Source organism: Dehalobacter sp. TeCB1, assembly GCF_001707455.1.
Lineage (GTDB): Bacteria > Bacillota > Desulfitobacteriia > Desulfitobacteriales > Syntrophobotulaceae > Dehalobacter > Dehalobacter restrictus.
Genome location: NZ_MCHF01000014.1, coordinates 56,449 through 76,897, shown reverse-complemented (window position 1 = coordinate 76,897; position 20,449 = coordinate 56,449). Strand labels below are relative to the sequence as shown.

18 protein-coding genes and 1 other annotated feature are annotated in these 20,449 nt (G+C 45.8%); of the genes, 7 read left to right on the top strand and 11 right to left on the bottom strand.

The window, feature by feature from the left end:
* Nucleotides 1-322: 322 nt before the first annotated feature.
* Entirely contained in the window at nucleotides 323-1,480 is a 1,158-nt protein-coding gene (locus A7D23_RS04485; RefSeq protein WP_026071848.1) for a glycosyltransferase, read from the top strand.
* A 60-nt stretch (nucleotides 1,481-1,540) separates the two neighbouring features.
* Complete coding sequence (locus A7D23_RS04480) at nucleotides 1,541-2,806, top strand: polysaccharide deacetylase family protein (protein ID WP_068883366.1); 1,266 nt, start codon at nucleotides 1,541-1,543, stop codon at nucleotides 2,804-2,806.
* A 43-nt stretch (nucleotides 2,807-2,849) separates the two neighbouring features.
* Here the strand turns inward: A7D23_RS04480 and A7D23_RS04475 are convergent, their stop codons facing one another.
* Nucleotides 2,850-3,530, bottom strand: a complete 681-nt coding sequence (locus tag A7D23_RS04475) for an ElyC/SanA/YdcF family protein (protein ID WP_068883364.1) — start codon at nucleotides 3,528-3,530, stop codon at nucleotides 2,850-2,852.
* Between the two features lie 417 nt (nucleotides 3,531-3,947).
* Between A7D23_RS04475 and A7D23_RS04465 the strand changes: the two genes are divergently transcribed.
* Complete coding sequence (locus A7D23_RS04465; RefSeq protein ID WP_019225524.1) at nucleotides 3,948-4,598, top strand: YidC/Oxa1 family membrane protein insertase; 651 nt, start codon at nucleotides 3,948-3,950, stop codon at nucleotides 4,596-4,598.
* 185 nt (nucleotides 4,599-4,783) lie between these two features.
* On the opposite strand, the gene A7D23_RS04460 is transcribed toward A7D23_RS04465, so the two are convergent.
* The 7 genes from A7D23_RS04460 to A7D23_RS04430 form a co-directional block, all read right to left on the bottom strand.
* Nucleotides 4,784-5,500, bottom strand: coding sequence for a phosphoribosylanthranilate isomerase (locus A7D23_RS04460; RefSeq protein ID WP_083221874.1), 717 nt, complete (start codon nucleotides 5,498-5,500; stop codon nucleotides 4,784-4,786).
* Nucleotides 5,501-5,668: 168 nt separating this feature from the next.
* Nucleotides 5,669-6,526 (bottom strand): indole-3-glycerol phosphate synthase TrpC, encoded by an 858-nt coding sequence (gene trpC / locus A7D23_RS04455; protein ID WP_068883362.1) that lies wholly within the window; start codon nucleotides 6,524-6,526, stop codon nucleotides 5,669-5,671.
* Between the two features lie 103 nt (nucleotides 6,527-6,629).
* Nucleotides 6,630-7,649 (bottom strand): anthranilate phosphoribosyltransferase, encoded by a 1,020-nt coding sequence (gene trpD, locus A7D23_RS04450; protein WP_068883360.1) that lies wholly within the window; start codon nucleotides 7,647-7,649, stop codon nucleotides 6,630-6,632.
* Nucleotides 7,650-8,432 carry a tryptophan synthase subunit alpha gene (gene trpA / locus A7D23_RS04445; protein ID WP_068883358.1) on the bottom strand — a complete coding sequence of 261 codons (783 nt, stop codon included), beginning with the start codon at nucleotides 8,430-8,432 and terminating at the stop codon, nucleotides 7,650-7,652. It abuts the gene before it with no gap.
* The gene (gene trpB / locus A7D23_RS04440; protein WP_068883356.1) at nucleotides 8,422-9,675 is read right to left on the bottom strand and encodes a tryptophan synthase subunit beta; all 1,254 of its coding nucleotides are present in this window, start codon (nucleotides 9,673-9,675) and stop codon (nucleotides 8,422-8,424) included. Before trpB ends, trpA begins: the two co-directional genes overlap by 11 nt.
* Nucleotides 9,672-10,604 (bottom strand): aldolase catalytic domain-containing protein, encoded by a 933-nt coding sequence (locus A7D23_RS04435; protein ID WP_068883354.1) that lies wholly within the window; start codon nucleotides 10,602-10,604, stop codon nucleotides 9,672-9,674. Before A7D23_RS04435 ends, trpB begins: the two co-directional genes overlap by 4 nt.
* Entirely contained in the window at nucleotides 10,597-12,783 is a 2,187-nt protein-coding gene (locus tag A7D23_RS04430; protein ID WP_068883352.1) for an anthranilate synthase component I, read from the bottom strand. The genes A7D23_RS04435 and A7D23_RS04430 overlap by 8 nt, the downstream gene beginning before the upstream one ends.
* 72 nt (nucleotides 12,784-12,855) lie before the next feature.
* Nucleotides 12,856-13,102, bottom strand: a binding site (T-box leader).
* A 155-nt stretch (nucleotides 13,103-13,257) separates the two neighbouring features.
* Here A7D23_RS04430 and asnB point away from each other — a divergent pair.
* A complete protein-coding gene (asnB, locus tag A7D23_RS04425; RefSeq protein WP_068883350.1) occupies nucleotides 13,258-15,099 on the top strand; it encodes an asparagine synthase (glutamine-hydrolyzing) in 1,842 nt (613 codons plus the stop codon).
* Nucleotides 15,100-15,324: 225 nt separating this feature from the next.
* Here asnB and A7D23_RS04420 read toward each other — a convergent pair whose 3' ends face one another.
* A complete protein-coding gene (locus tag A7D23_RS04420) occupies nucleotides 15,325-15,834 on the bottom strand; it encodes a hypothetical protein (RefSeq protein ID WP_068883348.1) in 510 nt (169 codons plus the stop codon).
* Complete coding sequence (locus A7D23_RS04415; protein WP_068883346.1) at nucleotides 15,834-16,940, bottom strand: ParM/StbA family protein; 1,107 nt, start codon at nucleotides 16,938-16,940, stop codon at nucleotides 15,834-15,836. The genes A7D23_RS04420 and A7D23_RS04415 overlap by 1 nt, the downstream gene beginning before the upstream one ends.
* A 226-nt stretch (nucleotides 16,941-17,166) precedes the next feature.
* Here A7D23_RS04415 and A7D23_RS04410 point away from each other — a divergent pair, with 226 nt between their 5' ends.
* From A7D23_RS04410 to A7D23_RS04400, 3 genes are read left to right on the top strand one after another with little or no spacing between them, the layout of a single operon-like run.
* Nucleotides 17,167-17,850 carry a DUF421 domain-containing protein gene (locus tag A7D23_RS04410; RefSeq protein WP_068883344.1) on the top strand — a complete coding sequence of 228 codons (684 nt, stop codon included), beginning with the start codon at nucleotides 17,167-17,169 and terminating at the stop codon, nucleotides 17,848-17,850.
* A gap of 39 nt (nucleotides 17,851-17,889) precedes the next feature.
* On the top strand, nucleotides 17,890-18,270 hold the full coding sequence (locus A7D23_RS04405; RefSeq protein WP_019225536.1) for a DUF4363 family protein: 381 nt from the start codon (nucleotides 17,890-17,892) through the stop codon (nucleotides 18,268-18,270).
* A 44-nt stretch (nucleotides 18,271-18,314) separates the two neighbouring features.
* On the top strand, nucleotides 18,315-19,130 hold the full coding sequence (locus tag A7D23_RS04400) for a YihY/virulence factor BrkB family protein (protein ID WP_068883342.1): 816 nt from the start codon (nucleotides 18,315-18,317) through the stop codon (nucleotides 19,128-19,130).
* Here the strand turns inward: A7D23_RS04400 and A7D23_RS04395 are convergent.
* Nucleotides 19,123-20,376: a diaminopimelate decarboxylase gene (locus A7D23_RS04395; protein ID WP_068883340.1), complete on the bottom strand. Its 1,254-nt coding sequence runs from the start codon at nucleotides 20,374-20,376 to the stop codon at nucleotides 19,123-19,125. The two genes, A7D23_RS04400 and A7D23_RS04395, sit on opposite strands and share 8 nt — an antisense overlap.
* Between the last annotated feature and the right edge of the window lie 73 nt (nucleotides 20,377-20,449).

Below are 20,449 nucleotides of genomic sequence, written 5' to 3'. Positions count from 1 at the left end.
CCCAGCTATCGTTAAACAAAATCATTATTTGCAGGTTCACAGAAATCTAAACGAAATGCAGAATGCAATTTTTTCATTTTAATATATTATTGTCTTTTCGTTGATATGTTTTATTTTACACAGGCCGGTACCGTACCATGTCAACCCTATATTTTTATAATTTTAGGATTGACTAGGTACTAGCTTCGCTCTGTTTAAGAATATATATAAAATAAATGGAAAAACTAGGTTTACAAAAGCCACTGTAAAAAAGTAAAATTATAAATGTATAGCTACCTTCAATGATCTTTAGACAATAATAGGTTGCTGGAAAGGGGAAGTTATGATGCGGATACTTTTTCTTCCGTTCCTTCAAATCCCTACGGGTCATCATACCGTAGCCGATGCAATGATTCGTTCCTTAGAAAACCGAATCAGTAATCTTGAATGCTCAAAGATAGATTTTTTCAGTTATGCGGACAAACGGCTGGAGAAAGCATTTCGGTTAACTTACCTGACCTGGATCGACCATTCTCCCCAGACCTTCGTCTGGATTTACCGAAACTTTGTGTACCCTACCAAATCAACCAAGCACTTTAACTGGTATGAATATAAATTTCTTGACAAAATGAATAGCCTACTGCAAGAGGAACAGCCTGATTTGATCGTATGTACCCAGGCTTTCCCTTCCTTCTTAATCGACAGGCTTAAAAATTCCGGTATCGCAACTGCGCCCGTAATCAATGTTTACACTGATTTCTTTGTTAATAAGCTTTGGGGAACAGAATACATAGACTACCATTTTGTCCCTGATCAACATATTAAGGCGCAATTAACCTCCCAGAATAATATTGATCCGTCTAAAATATTTGTGACGGGTATTCCTGTTGATGAGTGCTTCCTGCCTCGGACAGCCTCCGAGTCAACGCTTCCTTACCATATTCTGATTTCCGGCGGAAGCGGCGGTCTCGGTGATATCGAGCATTTGCTTTACAGCCTGCCGGGTAAAAAAGAAAAATCCTACACTTTTTCCCTGCTATGCGGCAAAAACAAGAAATTGTATAAAGATATTCGCTCCCTGAAACTTCCTAACTTAAAGCCCCTGTCCTATATTTCATCCAGGGAAACCCTCAACTCACTGTATGACGAGGCTGATGCCATTATTACCAAACCCGGTGGCGTAACCATCAGTGAGACCCTTCATAAAAAATTGCCGATTTTTGTCCATTCCGCACTTCCGGGACAGGAACAAATCAATAAGAATTATCTCAGCGAGAAAAAGTTAATCTTTGATTTAGATTTGAATTATCCGGTCGCCAAACAGTTAGACGCCTTTTTTAAAGATCAAAACGAACAAATACTTTGGCAAAACCGCGTTGACAGCTACTTATCGAAAATAGAGTGCCATGCCTGGGAAAAGATTTTGGAACTAGCCCTAGGTCAATCCGTAAAGCCCCCGATCTACAAAGAAACGGTCAATATTTCCCAAGTCCCGAGCTGATTTCGCGGACCTCAAGGATTCGGATAAAACTTAAAGTCAACTTAAGGAAGTGAATCTGCAGTGCCCACAACCTTGCTGTATACCTTCATCGTCGCAATTTCAGTCTTTGCGGTCTATACCCTTATTCCCGAATTGTTTGTGCATTTTTTCGGTATTGGTTCCTGGAAACGTCATTATTCTCCAGGTGTCACCTTAACATTTGATGACGGACCCGACCCCAGATACACTCCAAGATTCCTGACAGTTTTAGCTGAGCAAAACGTTCGGGCCTGTTTTTTTCTGGTTGCTGAAAAGGCTGAAAAACAGCCGGAACTTGTCAAGAGCATCCTAGACCACGGTCATACCGTCGGCAGTCACGGCTACCGTCACCGGCACGCTTGGCTGATGCCCCCGCTAAAGACCTGGGACTTGTGGAATAAAGCGATGGAGGAAATGCGCCGTCTGACCGGCCAGGAGCCCGTCTATGTCAGAGCTCCCTGGGGAGGGGTTAACCTTTCCTTTTTATTGTGGTGCCATTTCAAAGGCAAAAAGCTGATTAGTTGGAGTGCCGACGGCAGGGACTGGCGCATTGAAAGAACTCCGAATCACATTATGCAAAGAATAACCGGCCGAACCAAAGAAGGAACGATTGTCCTGCTTCATGACAGCGGCGGCGATGAGGGCGCTCCTGAAAATACCTTAGCTGCCCTGAAACCACTGATCATGAAAATACAAAAAGAACTCAAGCTTCCGCTCGTTCCGCTTCAGCTTCCCGGCTGGTCACTGCCGAAAAGGATTGGTTTCCGCGTTTGGGAGAAATGGGAGCATTTTTACGGGCAGCGTAAACAAATTACCAGAATTGATGAGCACAATATTTTTCGCCTGGGTCTTACCCGCTACCATGGCCCTGAACTGTTTAATGAAAACGGTGAATTAATCGCCTCAGCAGGTGATATGATCGGGGAAATACACTTAGACAATACCCGCTTCCAGAGCTTTGGTGCCAATATCCAAAAAATCGGCTATAATGCTTTAAAACAAGCCCGGCTCTCCCTGCCTGCTCTGGCAAGCTATATCTCTTTGAATCCGGGTTATAAAGATATCAAGGTTTTCCTGGGTGTTACACTCATCAACCGTGGTGTCAAAGGCCTTGGGTTTAACGTTACTGAATTTACGAATGGTAATGCCGGATTCATTGGTTTCATGCAAAAAATCGTTTACCGGGTCTATAACCCGTCCGCGAAAAAAGATACAGAAAAACTTGGAACTAAGCCCAAAGTCGTCTGGATCAGTAAAGACGCTCTGCTTGAGAAATACCTGACAAAAAAGTCATCCACGCAAGGATGACTTTTTTCATTGAACAATTCTATTCACTTCACTCTCCAGTTATTTAATCGTCAGTAGCTCCGCCATCTCCAAATACCGGTATTACATCCCCTAAATAGGTCGGCTTGGGCTTAATCATTTTAGCCCATAGGAAGTCTTTATTTCGGGCTAAAAGTTCCCTGAGCTGATAGTAGGCCATTGCCTGTCCGTAATCATGCCGGTCTGAGGCAACGCCATAAGCTTCAAGCCCTAAAGACCTGGCGACAAAGACTGCCCGTTTTAAATGATATTCCTGAGTCACGATGATGACTCTTTTGACAAGGAATATATCTCTCGCTCGATATAAACTTTCATATGTGCTAAAGCCCGCGTGATCCATAAAAATATTCTGACCCGGGACCCCTTTCTCCTTCAGGAAACGCTTCATAGCATTGACTTCATCATAATCTGTCCGTCCATGATCACCACTCACAAGAATTTTGGGGGCCTTGCCATGCTGGTAAAGCTCATAGCCCACGGTCAAGCGGTCGGCAAGCATGGATGAAGCGGTTCCATCCGGGAATACATAGGCACCTAACACCAGGATCGCGTCAGCCTCAGGTACATGATCCATATCGCCGATGTATTTCGTACCAACCCCCTCCACATAGTTATTAATCAGCAGCATAGAACCAAAGAGAATCACTGTAATCGCCAGCAGGCAGCCTATCAGAACCTTTATCCGAATTCGCAAACGTTTCTTCATTTTATATCCCCACCTAAGTTTTCATATTTACCTAGCGTTTCTATGTTTAAGTAAGCTTTACTTCCTTAAGCTTTTATACTTCTTGCTATCTCCTGTAGCTAATTATATAATAAATCTAGTTTCTTGGGGTGATAAAATGCAATTTGACGCCGGCATACTGCTTATTCTAATCATTAACCTGACTTTGATCTTAGCCGTTTCCTGGGCCAGTATCAAACTTGTGCATTCTTCTTCCATCTGTATCAGATTTGCTGATACTTATCTTTCGAGTTGTCCAATCAGCTCCTCATCTCCCCAAAATATTAAGGTAAAAAAGCATTTGATATTTAGAAGAAAGATCAAAACTGACCAGGATGATGACTCACCTTATTCAAACCTCCTTGTTTTATAAGAATTAAAACTTTGGAGGATGTTTCAATGAATATGATTAGCACCGTCCTTTCCCAATTATTAGCATTCCTTGTCAGTACTACGGGCGATTGGTTCATTGCGGTTGCTCTGATTACATTAGGGATAAAACTCTTGTTATTTCCTTTGTCAATAAAACAGCAAAAAGTACAATTATTAACCGCAAATCTGACCAAAGCCAGAACAATTTTATCTGGAAAATTTCACAATCAAATTAAAAAAGTTAATTCTGAATCAATGAAAATTGCATCTAAATATAAAATCAATCCACTGTTTACGTTTGCAACACTTATTATCCAGGCCCCGGTTTTTTTCTCCTTGTACGTTGCTATTACGCATCTGAGTATACCAGTTGGCAGTATTCTTATTCCGTGGGTATCTGATCTCCATATGGCAGATCATCTTCATATTTTGCCTGTTATTGCCGGTCTGCTTCAGACGCTGAGTGTATTTACAGCAGAAAACAAAAATTTACTGATGTTCATATTCCCGGTTGCTATTGGCGTCGTTTTTCTGTGGAAAGCACCTGTTGCCCTGAGCGCTTACTGGATTGCCAACTCGGTCCTTCGGTTTGTAGAAGTCCAGATCTTTCATCTAGGCCCTATCCAGCGAAAATATTTGAATATCCCTTCTCCGGAAGAGATGGTACAAAGACTTTAAGCAAAGGGGACGTAACGAAACTTAGTTTCGCGGCGTCCCCTTACCTATCTAACCCAATTTTATTAGAACTTTTTATCCAGTTACTACATCCTAAATTCTCTATATTTCTTCTGATTACTTCAAATATTGTAGTCTTGCACAATATGCGAAAACGTACGAGCAAAGTATTTGTGCAAGTCTGCACATTAAGCACGGACACGGTTAATAAACCTTTTTATTTTATCCGGGTCTTTTCGTCCTTCCGTCTCGACACTGCTGCTGACGTCCAGGCAATAGGGATGGAATAAGGAAATTGCCGACGCAGCATTCTCTTCATTTAAGCCTCCGGCCAGGATCATCGGAATATCCTGGCCTCTGTTTTTATCGTGTTGGCCGGTTTGACTTCTTTGCAAAAGATTCCAGTCAAAGCTTTCTCCGGTACCGCCATAAGCCTCAGGATCATATTTATCGTACACAAAACCGTCAACCAGACCCTGATACGCTTTCATGTTCAGTTCTGCCCGGTCCGCGTGTCCTACCCTGACAGCTTTCCAGATCATTACTTGACGATGATCCTGATGTTTTTCCAGGATTTTATTCTTTAATTGACGCATATATTCCAAAGGCTCATCACCGTGAATCTGAAGTATTTGCAGACCTGCTTCCACGACGCGCAGTAAGAGATCCGGGTCCTGATTGACGAAAACCCCAACTGGGATGATCTTTTTGTCCAAGGAAGCAATCAATATTTTCAGTTCGCTGAGCGAGACCTGTCTTTTGCTCGGAGCTAGGACAAAGCCGGCAAAATCCGGTTTCAGCTCATTGATGATCCTGACATCCTCCAGGGTACGAATCCCACAAATCTTAACTTTTGGCGTCTGCCCAGCATAGATGCCTTTTGCGTTCTCTTCCATCCTTGCCATATCAACTCCTAAATCACGCGTTATCTGTATTCGATTGTCAGTATGTCCCTATACCTTGTCAATCCTAAAATATCAATATCTCCTGACCTGATACAACGATGCCATGGAAGGATGGAACTGCCAGACAACGTCGTATTAAACGAAATCTGCCGCTAGGATATATTTGATTTAGGGTCTGGATGGTACCTGAAGGAGCTCAGCAAATTTTCGTTCAAGACTGTCTACCTTCATGAAAGCCTCTCCGACCAAAACAGCATCAAATCCCCACGCTTGCACCGTCAGGATATCCTCGCCCGTATGAATCCCGCTTTCTGAGACCTTGATCAGATGGTCCGGGATCATCGCGCCGATTCTGCGGCTGTGGTCCAAATCCACCTCAAACGTTTCAAGGTTCCGGTTATTGATTCCGATGATGCCGGCTCCTGCTGCCATGGCCCTTGCAGCTTCTGCTTCGTCATGCACTTCCACAAGACAATCCAGACCGATCTGTTCAGCTATCCCCAGGAATCCTTTCAACTGCTTATCATCCAATATTTTTACGATGAGCAGAATAGCATCCGCCCCCAAAATCTTTGCTTCGTAAATCTGGTAGGGGTCAATCATAAAATCCTTTCGCAGCAGCGGAATCTTGACGGATTCTCTAATCTCCCTCAGATAATCCGGACTCCCGAGAAAGTAATCCTGCTCTGTTAAGACGGAGATTGCCGCAGCCCCCAGCTGTTCATACATGCTGGCTATTTGCAGATAATCGAAGTCCGGAGCTAGAATTCCTTTGGATGGAGAAGCCTTCTTGACTTCCGCAATTATGGAAATCCCTGCTTTGTCTTTGTTCCGGCGTCCCGCAGTCAGGGCTGAGGCAAACACGCCTGCAGGCCGCTCCACGTTAACATCTTGCTTAAGATTATCACGATCATCATTGATTTTTAGTTTTTTTGTTAGCTTTTCTATGAGCTCTTCACCGGAAATTTTTTTCTTCTGATCGGAAAGCCGCTTTAATTTGGCCCCTACAATTTTATCGAGGATCATTTTTATCCCCCTTCTTCAAACTCTCCACGGGTACAAGCCCCTTTATGGCACTAAACTGAGACCTGTACTTAAACTCAGACTTAAAGCCGTTTTCTACCGAATGCTAATGCTGTCTAGTCACAGCGATAAACTCGTTAAGGACCGGCAGTGCTTTCTTTTCCCGGACTGTGGCCCTGGCCATCTCGATCCCCTCTTGCAAGCTTCCGGCTTTACCTCCGACATAAATTGCCGCTCCGGCATTTAGGATGACGGTGTCTGCTTTGGGGCCCTGACCTCCTGCAAGAATATCCAGGGTGATCCGCGCGTTTTCCTGTGGCGTTCCGCCTACGAGATCCTGAAGCGTACAATAGGAAAAACCATAATCTTCCGGATGAATGACAAACTCGGTTACCTTTCCATCCTTGAGTTCTGCCGCATAAGTCGACCCTGTCAGGGTGATTTCGTCGAGACCGTCACTGCCGTGGACAATGAGCGCGTGGTCAGCCTGATGTCTGTTCAATACTTCCGCAGCCACGGGCACAAGGCTTTTGTCGTAAACGCCGATCAGCTGTCTTGGGGCTGCGGCCGGATTGGCCAATGGGCCGAGGATATTAAAGATGGTTTTGAAGCCAAGCGCTTTACGCACCGGCATCGCATATTTCATCGAAGCATGGAAATGCGGAGCGAACATAAAACCAAGGCCCACCTGGTCGATACACTTCCCGATTGCTTCCGGTGTCAGCGCAATCTCGATCCCTAAAGCTTCGAGGACATCCGCAGCCCCGCTCTTGCTGGTAATGCTCCGGTTGCCATGCTTGGCAATTTTTACGCCATTACTGGCAGCAACGAACATTGCCGTTGTGGAAATATTGAACGTATGAGCGCCATCCCCGCCTGTTCCGCAGGTGTCCACCAGATTTTCTGATGCGCACGCAACTTTGAGGGCTTTTTCCCGCATCACCTTACTTGTCCCGTAAATCTCTTCAATGGTCTCTCCTTTCAGGCGGAGTGCCGTTAAAAAGGCTGCCATGGAGATTTCACTGGCTTCACCGCTCATAATCTCCGTCATGGAATCATACGCCAGCTGAGCACTGAGATCCTCTCTATTGGAAAGTTTTTTTAAAGCTATCTCCATTCCCATCATTCATTCCTCCTTATTAACACGCACAATATCACCTAAAAACTGATCCAGACCGGACAGCCCTTCAGTCTCCAGCACCTGCTGGATCTTACTGCCGATGATTGCTATATCGGCTGTTCCAATTAAACGGGCGACATCTTCCGGGCCTTGAATCCCAAAACCTACGGCGATTGTTTTGCCGGTCTCTTTCTTTGCTTTTTGAATCCCGTCCAGAATTTCGAAGCCAAAAGTTGTTTTGCTGCCGGTTACCCCTTTGCGGGGAACGTAATAGATGAATCCGCTCCCGATATCTGCAATTTCCTGCAGCCGCTTCGAATCGGAATAAGGTGTCGCTATACTTACTGCAGCCAATCCCTGTTGGCAGGAATAATCGTAGTAGGTTCTGGCCTCATCGAGCGGAGCATCCGGCACGATGGTTCCCTGGACGCCAATCTCTTTGCACCGGTCAATAAATGCTTCGACGCCGTATTGGTACAGAATATTGTAGTAGGTCATGACCAAAAACGAGATCGGGTATTTGCTGGCCATTCTCTCAATAAACTTCAGGCAATCGCTGACTTTGATCCCCTTCTCCAATACGGCCTGGTTGGACTTGGTGAATACCGGTCCGTCGGCAATCGGATCAGAAAAAGGTATTTGCAGTTCAATCAGGTCGACCCCGTTGTTATAAAAGCATTCAATCACTTTTTCATTGGTGGCAAAATCAGGATAGCCAATAATTTGGTGGGTCATCAGCAGTATTTTCTTCTCTTTTCTCATAGCTTCGATTTGTTTTTCAATCCGCATATGCCTTACCTCTTTCCGTGACAAATGTTTTCCAGCCCTGATCCTGCAATGCTTCCCCAATATTGAAGATATCTTTGTCGCCCCGCCCGGACATATTGACAACGATGACATCTTCCGGTTTGGTGTCAGCAATTTCCCTGAAAAGTCCGGCGAAAGCATGTGTGGATTCAAGTGCCGGTATCAGCCCTTCCTTGCTGATGATCAGTTTAAAGGCCTCAATGACTTCGGCATCTGTGGCGGCTAAAACCCGGACCCTCTTGGTTTCCGCCAGATGAGCCAGGATTGGTGATACGCCGACATAATCAAGTCCGGCGGAAATGCTCCAGGTATCCAGCATCTGTCCGTCATCATCCTGGAGAAACAATGTCTTGTAGCCCTGAGAGACGCCGGTTTTGGCTTTGGCATAAGCGATCCGCGAAGCATGCTTTCCGGAAGCTTCGCCCTTGCCGCCTGCCTCGACGGCAACAAGTTCTACACCGGGCTCCTGCAGAAATTCCACAAAAGCGCCCATCGCATTGGAACCACCGCCCAGACAGGCATAGATCCGGTCCGGATTCTTGCCGCAAATCTCATTAATTTGTTTTTTCATCTCTTTACTGATTACGGACTGAAAGAAAGTGACCATCTCCGGGAATGGCCTTGGTCCGCACGCCGTGCCAAGTGCATAATGCGTGTTGTCAAAATTTCCTGCCCAGTCGCGAAGTGCTTCGTTAATGGCATCCTTAAGCGTTGCCGTCCCGGTTGTCACGGGAATAACTTCAGCTCCGAGCTGTTTCATCCAGAAGACATTGGCATATTGCCGTTCAGCGTCTTCAGCTCCCATATAGATCGTCGCCTGAAATCCCATTTTTGCTGCCATGATCGCCGTTGCCACACCGTGCTGGCCTGCGCCGGTCTCGGCAATGACTCTGGTCTTGCCCAATTTTTTCATGAGCAGGCCTTGCCCGAGCACATTATTGATTTTATGGGCGCCGGAATGATTTAAATCTTCCCGTTTTATATAGATTTTGGCTTTGCCAAAATACGCACTAAGCCCTTCAGCATACGTTAGCGGCGTCGGCCTGCCTGAGAAATCCATCAGGAGATTATAGTATTGCTTATAAAAGTCCTCGTCCCGTAATATTTCCTGAAAAGCCTGATTCAGTTCGTCGACAGCCGGTATCAGGATTTCCGGGACAAATCTCCCGCCATAGGCACCAAAATAACCATTTTGTCCTAGATAATTAATCGTTTTGTTCTTCATACCTGCACCTCACTTTGAAAATGATCATAGATTCGGATCAGATCTTCGCCAGCCCCCTGGATACTATAGACAGGATGCTGATTAAAAATCCCCGTCAAGAGCTGCTTCGGACAGTAGCCCCAGGAACGTTCGTTAGCATCATGGGTGTAGTAATCATTAATCAGCGCCAGTACAGGCTTTAAATCATAATTGTCCTTACCGACATAGGGTAAAAGACATTCCAGCGGACAGTTGCCGGCACCCCTTCCCATCCCGTTGACACTCGCATCAAGGAAGTCAGCACCGCTTTCAACCGCCGTAATGGTGTTGGAGAAGGCCAGCTGCATATTGTTATGCACGTGAATTCCCACATTCATACCGTTTAATTCTTCCTTGTACAGCGATACCAGCTTTTTGACATCATCCGGATAAAGCGCCCCGTAACTGTCTACCACATAGACTGCTGCTGCAGGGATTTGCGCTTTAATTTTTCTTAAGCCGCAAACAATTTCCGGGATTCTTTCTCTGGAAATTGCCATGATATTCAGCGTTGTTTCATAACCTTTATTTTGCAGAAAGCGGACATCTTCGACGGCCTCTTCAATCTGGTTTAAATAGCAGGCAACCCGGCCCATGGTGAACGGTGAAACTGAGGCATTTTCAACCAATCGCCGGTCAAATCTGCCGACATCCACCATAAAAGCCAGTTTGGGAAGCCCCGGAATTCCTTTGATGATGTCACGTATCTCGCTGTCATCACAGAATTTAAGTTTGCCGTAGGCTGTCCGTTCATAATACGCGGGATCTGCTTTATACCCAAGTTCAAGATAATCGACCTTCGCTTCGGAGATCTTTTGAATATGGTCTTTGATATATTTTTCTGGGAACCGGAAGTTGTTGGTCAGTCCTCCGTCTCTGAGCGTACAATCCAGAATGGTCAGATTACGCACCGTAGGCACCTCCTCGTATAGACAAAATATTGGTGATGATCCGGAATCCTTGATCCTCATCCATCGACATGATGGATTCAGGGTGGAACTGGACTGCTAGAATGTTTTTATCTTTGCTTTCTACTGCCATAACCACACCATCTTCAGTCCAGGCCGTAATCTCAAGTTCCGGCGGTACTTTTTCAGCAAACAGTGAATGGTATCTGCCTACTCTTAGATTGGCCAATTTTTTAAAGATTACTGATTCCGGGGATATTTTTAACGCCGATTGTTTGCCATGCACCGGTATATCCAATACGCCGAGCTTTCCGTTAAAATATTCGACAATCCCCTGCAGCCCCAGACAGACCCCAAAGAGAGGAATTCCTTTGTCCAGACAGAGCCCGATTGTTTCCCGGAGTTTAAAATCAGACGGTTTGCCCGGGCCCGGAGACAGCACGACCAAATCATACCGTTCTTTCTTTAAGGCTTCTCTGGCCAGATGGTGCCGCATCGTGACCACCTGACAGCCGGCTTTACGGAAATAACTGGCCAGTGTATGCACGAAGGAGTCTTCATGATCAACCAGCAGCACTTGAAAAGGATCAGCGGCATTTTCTTGCCGTGGTGAACAAGCTGTGAGCAGATCGTTTCTATTTTCAGTCATACCGGCTTTCGCATCACCCAATACTTTGAGAAGGGCTTCAGCCTTGACAATCGTTTCTTTTTCTTCCTCTTCGGGAATGGAATCATACAGCAGCGTTGCTCCGACTCTGACCCCAGCGATCCCGTCTTTTAAGCGGATGGTTCTGAGTGTGAGTCCTGTATTCATCCGGCCGTCAAAACTAAGGATTCCGACTGCCCCGCCGTACCACATCCGGTTGGACTCCTCATGGTCTTCAATCCATTGAACGGCGGCTTTTTTGGGAGCCCCGGTCACGGTTACCGCCCACATATGCGTCATAAAAGCATCCAAGGCGTCATACCCATCGGCCAGGATCCCCTCCACATGGTCCACAGTGTGGATCAGGTGCGAATACATCTCAATCTGGCGCCTTCCCAGCACCTTCACTGTACCCGGCACACAGATCCTGGATTTGTCATTGCGGTCAACATCCGTGCACATCGTAAGTTCGGACTCATCCTTATGGGAGTTCAGCAGCTGACGAATCCTTTCGGCATCTTCCAACGCATTACATCCTCTTTGGATTGTGCCGGATATCGGACAAGTCTCGATTCTTCTGCCTTCGACCCTGACAAACATTTCCGGCGAGGAACCAATCAGGTGCTCATTGCCAAGATGAATCAGGAACCCATAAGGACTCGGATTAATCTTTGTCAAGTTTTCAAATATTTCCGAAGGCCTGATCTCACAGCTCCGATAAAAGGTATGAGACGGAACGACCTCGAAAAAGTCACCGCGTTTAAAGTACGCTTTAGCAATCCGGACTTTTTCCGCATATCGTCCTTCGGTATCGTTTGATATTTCCTGCGCCGGAATAGTCCGGCCATCATTTTTTATTCTCCCGGCAGCTGACAGCATCGTTTTGGCCTGACCCAGACTGGAAAGACCGCCGAATTCAAAATCATACCGAATACGGAAGCAGTCATCCTTCTGATGGTCAATGACAAAGATTTCATCGGGGATAAACAAGATCATATCGGCCTGCACTTCATCCCGCGGCCTTTTCAGATGGATGCTTTCAAACTGAAAGATCAGATCATAGCCGAAGCTTCCATATAGACCGAGAAAAGCGTCCAGATCAGAGTAAAACGCTTCCAGCAGGCTGCGGACCACAGAAAAAACGGATTTTTGCCTGCTTCTTTGCTCTTCCGGAAAAAATTCCTGACTTGGGGCAACCCTGCCCGTTATTTTGTACTGCCCGCGGATCAGTGTTTCCAAATATGTTTCCCGCTTCAGAACGTCATAGATAAATTCCAGCAGGATCAGCCCTTTTTGATCCAACGCCGTTATTTCAATATTTCGGCCAAATGTCCGGATCTCGATCGGAGGATTGATAAATCCGATGTCCCAGCGGGTATACCTGCCCGGATATTCAAAGCTGCTGCAAAAGTAAGCGCCCTGAACGTCATTCAGCTCCATGATGATTTTCTCACGATAGGACTTATCAATTTCTTCCGTTACGGAATGAATCAGAAGTCCGCTGCTGGTGTAATAAGATTTTATTGAAGTATTCATATCGATTAACCTCCCTCGAGCTTGCTATAGAACGCCGCTCATCCGTAAACGTCAAAAAGCCCCTTATCCCTAGAAAGGGACAAGAGGCTATATCTCCTGCGGTACCACCCAAATTGGTATATTACTATACCCGCTCAAACATGTACGATCATACACGTCCTGATGATAACGGGTAGGATTCCCGACGACGCCTACTATCGATGATTTCGGGTCGTACTCATGAGGCCATTCGTCATAAACTTCCCTGCCGCAATCACACCAACCTGCGACTCTCTGTAATTTTCCGTTCATGGTTACTATTCTCAATCTTCGCTTTAAAGCTATGCAGTTATTGTAAATCATTATATACAAATGCTTTTTATTTGGCAAGTGAATTCACGGAAATTATTTTGAAACATTCGGTTATAACGGTCATATATATAGTATTAGGTGATACCAGTTATCATTATTTTATTATTTAAGGAGTGAACAGCTTTGTGCGGAATTACAGGCTGGCTGGATTGGACGCAGGATATGTCCGAATCCGGCCCTGTCATTGACAGAATGGTCGACACCCTTACTCCCCGCGGTCCTGATACTCGGGGAAAATGGCTTTATCCCGAAATTGCTTTGGGCCACAGCAGGCTGGCGGTTGTAGATATTGAAGGAGGAAAACAACCCATGACCCGCTGGCGCGGCGGCTGGGCCTATACGATTACTTATAACGGAGAATTGTATAACACCGAAGAAATCCGCCAGGCTCTCTCAGCGAAAGGGTATTCTTTCCAAGGGCATTCTGATACGGAAGTCCTGCTTCTGTCTTATCTGGAATGGGGCGTGGATTGCGTTCAGAAACTCAATGGCATTTTCGCGTTTGGGATCTGGGACTGCCGGGAAAAATCTCTCTTTCTGGCCCGGGACAGAATGGGCGTTAAACCGCTGTTTTATTATCATAAATACCCGTCGTTCATTTTTGCTTCAGAACTTAAAGCGCTACTTGCCCATCCTGATATCCCTGCGGTCATTGACCGTGAAGGCCTCGCCGAACTTTTTATGATTGCCCCGGCCAGGACTCCGGGTTTTGGTGTTATTAAAAACATTTGTGAACTGAAACCCGGATACGCGATGCTGGTTAAGTATGAGGGAATAAGACAGTGGCCGTACTGGCAGCTTGAAAACAAACCTCATACAGATGATATCCGAACAACGGTTGATCATGTTCGCGAACTGGTCATCGATGCCATTTCCCGTCAGCTTGTCTCCGATGTTCCCCTAGGGACTTTATTGTCCGGAGGTCTGGATTCCAGTATCATAACGGCTATCGCTGCTAAGAAGTATCAGGCTGAAGGGAAAATCCTTCCCACGTTCTCTATTGACTACATCGCTAACGACAAATATTTTCAAGCAAATGACTATCAGCCGGATCCGGATGCTCCATGGGTGCGTAAAATGGCCAATTACTTCAACACCAACCACCATAACCTGTTTCTGGATACTGCAGAACTGGTCGAAGCTCTGACAGACGCTGCCGCAGCCAGAGACCTGCCGGGTATGGCCGATGTTGATTCTTCCCTGCTGCTGTTCAGCCGGAGAATCAAAGAGTCGGTAACGGTCGGACTTTCCGGGGAATGCGCAGATGAAGTTTTTGGCGGATATCCGTGGTTTCACCGGGATGATCTTAAAAATGCAGATACCTTTCCGTGGTCAACGGACCTTCAAACTCGCCTCCGGATCCTATCACCGGAAATTCTCCAGATCATCGCACCTTTAGATTATGTAAGAGAGCGCTACCGGGAAGCCGTTTCAGAAGTTCCCGTTTCGGGGACCGGGGACGCCAAAGTAGACAAAGATAAACGAATCAGTTACCTGACTTTGACCAGATTCATGCCCACCCTGCTTGACCGCAAAGACAGAATGACGATGGCTTCCGGTCTGGAAGTCCGCGTGCCTTTCTGTGACCACCGGATTGTTGAATATGTCTGGAATATTCCGTGGGAAATGAAGTACTGGCAAAATCGCGAAAAAGGGCTTTTGCGAACCGCCCTGGAAGGCATACTTCCTGAAGATGTTCTCTGGCGGCGCAAAAGCCCTTACCCCAAAACCCACCATCCGCAATTCCTGGAGATGGTCACCGGCAGACTTCGTACTGTTCTGGAAGACTCTGCCTCACCGCTGTATGATTTAGTGAATAAAAAACAACTTCTGGACTTAATGGCCAATCCGTCGTCCGATGCCAATCGACCGTGGTTCGGTCAGCTGATGGACACACCCAGACTTTTTGCCTTTCTGCTGCAGCTGGATTTCTGGTTCAAAAAATATAAGATCAGTATCATCTGATCTTCAGAGGAAATTATACAAATCCCATATTCAGCATAGGATCGCTTAATACACGCGAAATTTAACGTCATGTAGTCTATCCGCGGCCAAGCGTAGCCCGGATGGCGAAGCGCGGCTGTTTGTGCCAGGGAGGGCACAACAGCCGAAGAGCGGTTAGGGTACATGACGTAACCCCAAATATTGTATTAACAAAATAATTAACTGCCCCGCGGAGAACATTTTGCTTTATTCCTCTCCGGAGGCAGTTTGGCTTTTTCGGACAAATTCAATCACTTTTTCATCATCTTCTTCACCGATGACATTGGTAAGCAGGAAGTCAAGACCAGGCAGTGAGGTCTTGGGCCTTGCCTCACCGGTCTGCAGCAATTCTTCCACGCGTACGAGGTCGAAATCCACCTCGGGTCTGGGATTTCCCCTGCCCTGAGGAATACCGTTCATTAACGGCCGCATGGCTTTTTCATCCGCAGCAGCAATCGTGTTGTAGCCCAGCTCCTCCATGGCCACCTCATTCATCACCGGGCTTTGACCGGCGCTCTTATCAAGCCGCAGAACGTTATTTTGCCTTGCCCAATGATCCTGAGAATTCCGGGCTTCATTGTTTTGAACAATCGCCGTTTTCAGGGCATTTTTGACAAAAGCGGACCGTTCCTCCGGAGGGATCTGGGAAAGAACCCTCCAGAGCTCAAAATCTTCATTTTCAGAAATATAGAGTACAAGATGACCTGTTGTTTTCATTATTCAACATTTACTTTCCTGGTAAGATTATTGACCAGGTTTGCGGCCATAATCCGGAAACCTGCTGCATTCCCAAACTGAGGATCGTCAATCAGAACCTTATTTTCCAGATTCAGATATTCGAAGATCATTTCCCCGACTTTACCGGCGACAAGGATTGTATGAATCCTGCCGGCCATCGGCTTCAGCGTCTTCATAATTTCCCTGGAAATATCAGCGGCCAGTTGGGCCAGCATCTTCTTCATGACAGGATTAAGGTCAATTGCTCCGTTATTCCACGGATATAATCCTTTATTCACTCTGAAAATTTTATCAAGTTCCTTGTCATCCGTCTCGATCGGGTTGGTATGGTTCATGGTCATTTCTTTGAGTTTTTCAGCTACGCCGGCATAGGCCCATTGCAGCCCCTTCTCAATGCTGAATGAATTCGGCGGATCAAGCATAATGCCATCGTAAAATGTGGCAATATCCGTCGTTCTGAAACCAGGATCTATAACAACGACATAACCGCCGAAAAGCTTCGGATTGGTCGGTTTGCCGTCTTCAGTCAGTGTTTCCTTGATGAATACGCCGTAACTTTGAGGCAGCACTCGCGAACGGAGAATGTTCATACTGCGCGTTTGTCCTTTGAATGTGCCGGACAGAAAAGTCACAGAAAAAGAACCCTTTAATTCTGCCTCATATTTGTCTTTCAGAGAGGCGTAGAATTTGACAGGAACCCCGGTTCCGAGATAGATGTTCGTCTTAGGATAAGGCTGGGCCAAAGCTAAGCCCACGATCAGCAAAGACATCGCTTCTTCGTCCATAGATTTATCTTCATCCCAACAATAATGAGCTTCTTTGGGATTCAGACTCTCGGCCAGGCTTCCCATAAAATAATGCCGTTCTACGCCGCTGGAATTATTTCTGACAATGACATCAAGAGAAGCGATTTGTATATCGAGATCCGATCCTTTTTCAAGCTCAGTTCTGCCCAAGGTTGAGAAAATTCTCTCATTACCATTACAGATGAGTGCAGGAAATAATATCTTCGTATCGCCAATATCGAGCTTTATGGCGCCAAAACCAGGATCTGCACCAGCAACCAGTATGTCGTTTTCGAACACGGGCTTTCCTCCTTATTCTACAAAAAATATGAATTTCCAAATTAATTCTATCATTCTATTCATTGTATATCAAAACAAAGTTCTTGGGAAGATTTTAAACACTCCATTTTCTTGATTTTTTTGGTAATCATATGGCATTTTCCTCATAACTTTCAGGAAATTGAGAATAAATTGCCCGGACAGGGAAAAAATTAATAGAGATATGGACCGAAAGGAGCACACGCCATTGCTGATCGGTATTGTTCGAACGATTATCCTCTATTTGATTATTGTCCTCGTCTTAAGAGTCATGGGTAAAAGACAAATTGGTCAGCTCCAGCCTTTTGAGCTTGTTATTATTCTGATGATTTCCGAACTTGCCGTTATCCCGAGTCAGGATTCCGGTATTCCGCTGATGGCGGGCTTATTTCCGGTCCTGATCCTGCTTCTGCTCGGTCTAGCCATTTCGGAGATCGCTTTAAAGAGTGAAAAAGCCCGCGGTATCATCTGCGGTACACCGACCATTCTGATCAATAAGGGGCAAATCCTTGAAGGAGAACTCAGAAAACTCCGCTACAACCTCAGTGATCTGCTTGAACAGCTCCGGGCGAAAAATCTGCCGAACATCGCCGATGTAGAATATGCGATTTTAGAAACCAACGGTCAGCTTAGTGTTATCCCCAAAACAGGCAAACGTCCGGTGAATACGCAGGATTTGAAGCTGCAGGTAATAGCTGAAGGTCTGCCTTTAGCCTTGATCATGGACGGTAAGCTCCAGCAAAAGAATCTGGAAAAATCGGGTGTCAATATTCAATGGTTAAATAAGGAACTGACCAAAGCAAATGTTCCGGATATTAAGAAGGTGTTTTTTGCGAGCATCGACTCCCAGCGCAAGCTCTATATTCAGCAAAAAGCAGACCCAAACAAATAATTCCAAATAAATATTCTCTTTTGAAAAGGAGGAGACAGCATGCGTTCGACGCTCACCATTATCCTGGGTTTCGTGATTCTAATCGGATCGACCTTATGGGTGGCCGACAGGATCGATTCTACTTCCGGCGCTGTTCTGGATAATCTGGATCAGGTCGAGCTTCTGATCGCCTCTGATAAATGGGACGAAGCCTCCCTAACGATACAGCAAACCTATGATCATTGGACCAAACTGCACGATTGGTGGTCCATTTTTCTTAATCACAGTATCCTGAACAATATAGAAATTTCCTACAAACGCCTTTCCCAATACGTTAAGTACAAAGAAAAAAGCCATTCCATGGCTGAATTGAATACTCTGACGTTCCTGCTACAGGAGGTCCCGAAATCAGAAACATTGAAATTAAATAACATTTTATAAAAGTTAAACGATCAGACTTGTTCAAAACTGCGGGGCTAACAAATATGAACTGGCGTAGCTTTTTCCGGAAGTATGTTCGAATTATCTCCATCAATGAATTATTTGCGCTTAGCGGACAGGTTGCCTACTACATCATCCTGTCCTTTTTCCCGTTTGTTATTTTCCTTCTGACCTTGGTCGGTTTTTTGGACATCAGCAATGTGGAGTTCTTCGACAGTTTTAAGTTCCTGCTGCCTGCCGAAACCATCCAAATGGTTGAGACCATTGTCATTGAGGTCTTCAGCGTCCGCAGCAGCCCTGCTTTGCTTGTCTTAAGCATGATTGGCGCTCTGTGGGCATCTTTGAATGGTATCAATGCCTTGATGAGAGGAGCCGGCAAAGCCTACGGTCTTCAGGAAACCTGGTCGTTTTTTCGTTTAAAACTTTCGGCTTTGCTTTTTTTTGTTATCGTTGCGCTGGCTATTGTTGGTTCATTCCTGGTATTAATCTTCGGTCAAAAACTGGCCAATATTTTTGTCTATCTTTTAGGGCCGGACAACATATTTCCGCTCATCTGGCAGAACCTTCGCCTGCTTATCCAGTTTATTTTTCTGATTATGATCTTCATCCTGCTGAATATCATCGCAACCCACAACAAATATCCGATCCGGAGTTACTTTGCTGGTTCATTATTTTCCGCAGGCGGATGGATTATTATTTCTCTGGCCTTTGCCTATTACGTGAATCATTTCAACAGCTATACCCTGGCCTACGGAAGCATTGCAGGCATCATCATTCTTCTGTTGTGGCTGTACTGGAGCTGTGTTATACTCCTGCTCGGCAGCGCACTGAATGCTGCGTTAATTGACAGGGCTAATTGAGCCCGTCAAAATCCAGCGTCGCAAAATAATCCTCAATGGTTTCGGCTCTTCTGATCGTCTCAACCCGGCCGTCAGTTTTCAGAAGAAGTTCTTTTGATCTGAGCTTGCCGTTATAATTGAATCCCATGGCATGTCCATGGGCACCCGTATCATGAATGACCACAAGATCCCCGATATCCATTTTGGGCAAAATCCTGTCTACCGCAAATTTATCGTTGTTCTCACAAAGCCCTCCGGTCACATCATACTGATGGTCCGGTATCAACTGTTCTTTCCCAACAACCGTGATATGATGATAAGCCCCGTAAATCCCCGGACGCATCAGATCAGCCATGCTGGCATCGAGTCCGATGTAGTTCTTGTAGATTTCTTTTTTATGAAGCACTCTGGCGACCACATAACCGTAAGGTCCTGTAATCATCCGTCCGCACTCCATGGCGACCTTCAACGGGTCCAGTCCTGCCGGAACAAGCAGTTGTTCGTAAACCTGTTTGATCCGTTTCCCGACATATTCCAGATTTACAGGATCCTGACCCAGCCGGTACGGAATTCCGATCCCACCGCCAAGGTTAATGATCTCAATCCGGATACCGAGCTTTTCTTTCAGTTCCACCGCCAGTTCAAACATCATCCGGGCCGTCTCGACAAAAAACTCCGGATCAAGTTCATTGGAAATTACCATGGTATGAATACCGAATCTTTTGGCACCGAGACTTCTCACTTTGGCATACGCTTCAAAAAGCTGCTCTCTTGTCAGTCCGTATTTGGCATCTTCGGGTTTTCCGATAATCGTATTGCCCTCGCGCAGCGGACCGGGGTTATAGCGGAAAGAGATCATTTCAGGGATTCCGGCTTCTCTGTCCAGAAAATCGATATGGGTGATATCGTCCAGATTGATGATCGCTCCGAGGTCCCTGGCCTTGCAGAATTCGGCTGCCGGCGTATCATTTGAGGAGAATACGATGTTTTCTCCTTTCAACCCGGCCTTCTCGGCCAAAATAAGTTCTGGAAGAGAACTGCAGTCTGCGCCTGTTCCCTCTTCGGCCAGAATTTTTAAAATATACGGATTTGGTGTTGCTTTTACCGCAAAATACTCCTTAAATCCTGGATTCCAGGCAAAGGCAGCCTGAAGCCTGCGTACGTTCTCCCGAATTGCTTTTTCATCGTAAATATGAAAAGGCGTTCCATACTCCTGGGCAATTCTTTCAATTTCCTGACTGGAAAAAGGCAATGATTTATTCGACATGGTCGCATCCTCCTATTAAGGTAAATTGGCGGCAGCCTAAGCTGAAATTCGATGTATCAGAAAGCGCTTACCG

Coding starts and splice junctions, on each gene's coding strand:
- A7D23_RS04485 (WP_026071848.1), top strand. CDS start 323: ATGATGCGGATACTTTTTCTTCCGTTCCTTCAAATCCCTACGGGTCAT.
- A7D23_RS04475 (WP_068883364.1), bottom strand. CDS start 3,530: ATGAAGAAACGTTTGCGAATTCGGATAAAGGTTCTGATAGGCTGCCTG.
- A7D23_RS04465 (WP_019225524.1), top strand. CDS start 3,948: ATGAATATGATTAGCACCGTCCTTTCCCAATTATTAGCATTCCTTGTC.
- A7D23_RS04460 (WP_083221874.1), bottom strand. CDS start 5,500: ATGGCAAGGATGGAAGAGAACGCAAAAGGCATCTATGCTGGGCAGACG.
- trpC (WP_068883362.1), bottom strand. CDS start 6,526: ATGATCCTCGATAAAATTGTAGGGGCCAAATTAAAGCGGCTTTCCGAT.
- trpD (WP_068883360.1), bottom strand. CDS start 7,649: ATGATGGGAATGGAGATAGCTTTAAAAAAACTTTCCAATAGAGAGGAT.
- trpA (WP_068883358.1), bottom strand. CDS start 8,432: ATGCGGATTGAAAAACAAATCGAAGCTATGAGAAAAGAGAAGAAAATA.
- trpB (WP_068883356.1), bottom strand. CDS start 9,675: ATGAAGAACAAAACGATTAATTATCTAGGACAAAATGGTTATTTTGGT.
- A7D23_RS04430 (WP_068883352.1), bottom strand. CDS start 12,783: ATGAATACTTCAATAAAATCTTATTACACCAGCAGCGGACTTCTGATT.
- A7D23_RS04420 (WP_068883348.1), bottom strand. CDS start 15,834: ATGAAAACAACAGGTCATCTTGTACTCTATATTTCTGAAAATGAAGAT.
- A7D23_RS04405 (WP_019225536.1), top strand. CDS start 17,890: ATGCGTTCGACGCTCACCATTATCCTGGGTTTCGTGATTCTAATCGGA.
- A7D23_RS04400 (WP_068883342.1), top strand. CDS start 18,315: ATGAACTGGCGTAGCTTTTTCCGGAAGTATGTTCGAATTATCTCCATC.
- A7D23_RS04395 (WP_068883340.1), bottom strand. CDS start 20,376: ATGTCGAATAAATCATTGCCTTTTTCCAGTCAGGAAATTGAAAGAATT.